The sequence below is a fragment of the Microbacterium sp. HMWF026 genome, assembly GCF_003061325.1.
GTDB classification, from domain to species: Bacteria; Actinomycetota; Actinomycetes; order Actinomycetales; family Microbacteriaceae; genus Microbacterium; species Microbacterium testaceum_E.
This window is the reverse complement of record NZ_QAJB01000189.1, coordinates 1634-5088: the sequence shown is the minus strand read 5'-3', so window position 1 is coordinate 5088 and position 3455 is coordinate 1634. Positions and strand designations below refer to the sequence as shown.

Annotated in this window: 4 protein-coding genes and 1 pseudogene; all 5 read right to left on the bottom strand. The window is 70.9% G+C overall.

Features of this window, described 5'->3' with window-relative positions; genetic code table 11:
- Positions 1–374 (bottom strand): annotated as a pseudogene (locus DBR36_RS07970) (hypothetical protein); the annotation flags it as partial.
- A 72-nt stretch (positions 375–446) separates the two neighbouring features.
- Positions 447–650: a hypothetical protein gene (locus DBR36_RS07965; RefSeq protein ID WP_108318335.1), complete on the bottom strand. Its 204-nt coding sequence runs from the start codon at positions 648–650 to the stop codon at positions 447–449.
- A 22-nt stretch (positions 651–672) separates the two neighbouring features.
- Complete coding sequence (locus tag DBR36_RS07960) at positions 673–897, bottom strand: hypothetical protein (RefSeq protein WP_108318338.1); 225 nt, start codon at positions 895–897, stop codon at positions 673–675.
- 116 nt (positions 898–1013) lie between these two features.
- Positions 1014–2027, bottom strand: a complete 1014-nt coding sequence (locus DBR36_RS07955) for a YihY/virulence factor BrkB family protein (protein ID WP_108318334.1) — start codon at positions 2025–2027, stop codon at positions 1014–1016.
- 125 nt (positions 2028–2152) lie between these two features.
- The coding region (locus tag DBR36_RS07950) for a UDP-glucose/GDP-mannose dehydrogenase family protein (RefSeq protein WP_108318337.1) at positions 2153–3455 on the bottom strand (1303 nt) is incomplete at its 5' end.

The following is a 3455-nucleotide window of genomic DNA, read 5'->3' as shown; positions in this document are numbered from 1 at the left end:
ATGTAGCGCCGCGTGCGCTTGCGTTGACGGAGGGCCGCGCGGACGAGGTCGATCGGGTTGGGTAGCGGGCGGGTGGGGAAGATGGCCTCGCTCGCGACGAGCGCGGCGACACCCAGGGCGAAGACCCACGCCAGCGAGAGGACCGTCACGCCGATCCACAACCAGAGGTCGTCGGGAGGGACCGCCCCCGCGGTGTCGAGGCCGGTCTGACGCAGGGTCCAGGCCGTCGAGGGCACGCCGACGAAGAAGACGACGAGGCCCACAACGATGCTGCGGGGCCATCCGACCGCGGTACCCAGGATGCGTCGCGCCACGAACCCGACGAGCACCGCCGAGACGACGGCGGAGATCGAGATGAGGATGCTGGCGACCACGGGGTCAGCGTATCCCGGCGGAGATCGCGGCCCCGCAGGATTGGCCGACCCCGCGCGACGAGGTGGGGCGGGTCAGGAGCCCCCGGTGACCCGCTGCCAGAGGTCGACCACGAGCGGCCCGACGTCGCTGACGCGTTCCGCGGAGCCGGCGGCGACGGCGATCACCGGGAACGCGGTCACGGCGAGCGCGACGAGCACGACCACGACGGCACCGATCGCGGCCGCGACCAGGCTACGCGATCGCACGAGACGGCCGGTGGCGGTGATGCGCATCATCCTCTCCTCGCGCGAGCGGTGCTCACTTGCGGAGTTCGCGGAGAGTCTTCTCTGCACGCTTGCGCGCCGCGATCGCCGCCTTCTTCGCCGCCTTGTGGCGACGCTTCCGCGCGCGGGGGTCGTTCCACAGGCGCACCAGCTGGTGGCCCACCGACTCACGGCTCTTCATCTGCACGCGCGGGGTGCGTGTTCCGACGACGTAGGCGATCACCGCGATCGCGCCGATCAGGACGATCTTGTTGCGCATGGCATCCTCCATTCGGACGAGCTGTCCCGCTCGACGCCCGACCCGGAAGGGTGGGGCAGCGGTCCCGTCACCAAGAAGACGAGTGCAGCGGGCGAATCGTCACGCCGAGGGCGGGCTCAATCCTCGTGACCGCGCGAGAGGCGGATGCGGCGTCCCTCGGCGACGTCCTTCTCTTCACGCTCCCGCGCTTTCTCGAGCTTGGCGGTGCCGCGCGGCGGCAACTGCAGCTCGCGCTCGGCGGGGATCCCGGCCTGGAGCTGCCGACCGCGTTCGAGTTCGGCATCCAGCTCGGCGCCGAACAGGATCGCGATGTTGGCGATCCACAACCACAGCAGGAAGACGATGACGCCGGCGAGCGATCCGTACGTGCGGTCGTAGCTCGAGAAGGTCGCCACGTAGAAGCCGAAGCCCGCGGTCGCGAGGGCCAGGATGACGATGGCCGTGAGGGCGCCCACGCTGATCCAGCGGAATCTGGGCTGCTTCGCGTTGGGCGAGCCGTAATAGAGCACCGCGAGGATGAGCACGACGACCCCCAGGAGGACGGGCCATTTGACGATGTTCCACGTGGTCACGACGGCGGTGCCCAGCCCGAGGGCCTCGCCCACCGCTTCGGCGACGGGACCGGACACGATCAGCAGCAGCGCCGCGAGCGCGACGAGGACCACCGTGATGAGCGTCAGCAGCAGCTGCACCGGCACGAGTTTGAGGAAGGGGCGGCCCTCGTCGATCTCGTAGATGCGGTTCATCCCGCGTCCGAGCGCGCGGACGTACCCCGAGGCGGACCAGATCGCGAGCACCAGGCCCGTGACCAGTGCGAAGCCCGCCGCGGGCGAGGCCGCCAGCTGCCGGACGGGGTCGCTGAGCATCTCTGCGGAGCCGCCCGGGGCGACGTCGCGGATGATCCCGAGCACCGTCTCGGCCGCCGCGTCGCTCTGACCGATCACACCCAGGAGGGAGAACACCGCGATGAGTCCGGGGAACAGGGCGAGGACGCCGTAGTACACCAGGCTCGCGGCGATGTCGGTGCACTGGTCGGTTCCGAACTCCCGCACGGTCTTGCGTAGGACGTACTTCCACGAGCGCGCGTGCAGGTCGGTGGGGGAATCGGGTTCTGCGGTGTTCGCGGACACGGGGAGCCTTTCGCCGGGGGAGTCTCCGGTCTACGCGGCGCGGGCGCGGCCGTCGCGCCCGTTGACCGGGCCCCGCGCATATGACAGACGCCCCGGCCGGGGCCGGGGCGTCTGGGGGTGCGGCGTCAGGGACGCCCCATGCCGTAGTAGGTCCACCCGGCTGCGCGCCACGCGGCGGGGTCGAGGCAGTTGCGCCCGTCGATGACGATGCGCCCGCGGGCGAGGGATGCCGCATGCTCGGGCGAGAGGTGACGACGGTACTCGTCCCACTCGGTGACGACGATCACGGCGTCCGCATCGCGAAGTGTGGCATCGAGGTCGAGATCGTAGGTGAGCTGGGGGTGCAGGCGTCGAGCGTTGTCGATGGCGGCCGGGTCGGTCAGCGTCACCTGGGCGCCGAGGCCGTGCAGGCGGACGGCGACGTCGAGCGCGGGCGAGTCGCGGATGTCGTCGCTGTGCGGCTTGAACGCGGCGCCGAGCACGGCGATCTTCTTCTCGAAGACGCTGCCGCCCAGCGCGGTCGTCGCCAGTTCCACGGCCCGGTCGCGTCGGCGAAGGTTGATCGCATCGACCTCTCGCAGGAAGGCGATGGACTCGCCGCGACCGAGTTCTTCGGCGCGGGCCGAGAAGGCGCGGATGTCCTTGGGCAGGCAGCCGCCGCCGAAGCCGATGCCGGCGCCCAGGAAGCGACGCCCGATGCGCGCGTCGTGTCCGATCGCGTCGGCGAGGGTCGTGACGTCGGCGCCGGTGACCTCGGCGATCTCGGCCATGGCGTTGATGAAGCTGATCTTCGTGGCCAGGAACGCGTTCGCCGCCACCTTCACCAGCTCCGCCGTGGCGTAGTCGGTGACGATGAAGGGCGTGCCCTTCGCCACGGAGGGGTGGTAGACCTCGCGCAGGATCCCGGCCGTCCGCTCTCCCTCGGCGGTGGGGGCGCCATCGTCCGAGGGGACGCCGGCGACGAGGCGATCCGGGTCGATGGTGTCCTGCACAGCCCAGCCCTCGCGGAGGAACTCCGGGTTCCACACGAGGGTCGCGCCCCGTTCCGCCACGCGGGGGGCGAGGCGGGCGGCCGTGCCGACGGGGACGGTGGACTTGCCGGCGACGACGTCGCCCTCGGCGAGGAAGGGCAGCAGTCCGTCGATGGCGGCATCCACGTAGGTGAGGTCGGCGGCGTATCCACCCGCCTGCTGGGGCGTGCCGACACCCACGAAGTGCACCGCGGCGCCCCGCGCGGCCGCCATGTCGGTCGTGAACGACAGGCGACCCGAGGCGATGCCCTCGGTGAGGATCTCTTGCAGACCGGGTTCGAAGAAGGGCGCTTCGCCCTTGGACAGGGCGGCGATCTTGCGCTCGTCGACGTCGATGCCCACGACCTCGTGACCGATGGATGCCATGGCGGCCGCGTGCACGGCTCCGAGGTATCCG

What these genes read in the sequence shown, in the direction of transcription:
- DBR36_RS07965 (WP_108318335.1), bottom strand. Translation starts at nt 650, where the DNA reads ATGATGCGCATCACCGCCACCGGCCGTCTCGTGCGATCGCGTAGCCTG.
- DBR36_RS07960 (WP_108318338.1), bottom strand. Translation starts at nt 897, where the DNA reads ATGCGCAACAAGATCGTCCTGATCGGCGCGATCGCGGTGATCGCCTAC.